Source organism: Alicyclobacillus suci (genome assembly GCF_017329615.1).
GTDB classification, from domain to species: domain Bacteria; phylum Bacillota; class Bacilli; order Alicyclobacillales; family Alicyclobacillaceae; genus Alicyclobacillus; species Alicyclobacillus suci.
Window position 1 is genome coordinate 1 of sequence record NZ_JAFMTW010000177.1, and the last position, 407, is coordinate 407.

The 407-nt window shown below is 52.3% G+C and carries 1 protein-coding gene; it reads right to left on the reverse strand.

Going from position 1 to position 407, the window contains the following annotated elements:
• Nucleotides 1–4: 4 nt before the first annotated feature.
• On the reverse strand, nt 5–407 hold a 403-nt coding region (locus tag J3482_RS20320; protein ID WP_206923105.1), incomplete at its 5' end, for a transposase.

The window sequence follows — 407 nt, forward strand, 5'->3', positions numbered from 1 at the left end:
TCTGCTATTTATGCAAAACTGACGTTGGCGCCAGCAATTGTTGTTCGTCGTTGCCGGTTAGTTTAGCCATAGACTCTCGGCTGAAATACCGCCTTGCAACAACCCATTCATCGCTTTGCTCTTGAAGAATTGCACCGCCAAGACGAACCACGGACTCCCGATTCGGGAATATGCCAACCACATCAAAGCGCCGCCTGAGTTCGCGATTCAAACGCTCCAGTGGATTTGTCGAGCAAATCTGCTTCCAGTGCTCCTTCGGGAATGCCATGTACGCTAGCACGTCTTCCTCCGCACGCTCCAACACGTTCATCGCCTTCGGGAACTTCTCTTGGAGTTGCTCCACAACGACAGACAGTTGCTGCTTGGCAGCTTCCTGCGTCGGTTGAGCAAAGATCGTTCGGACAATG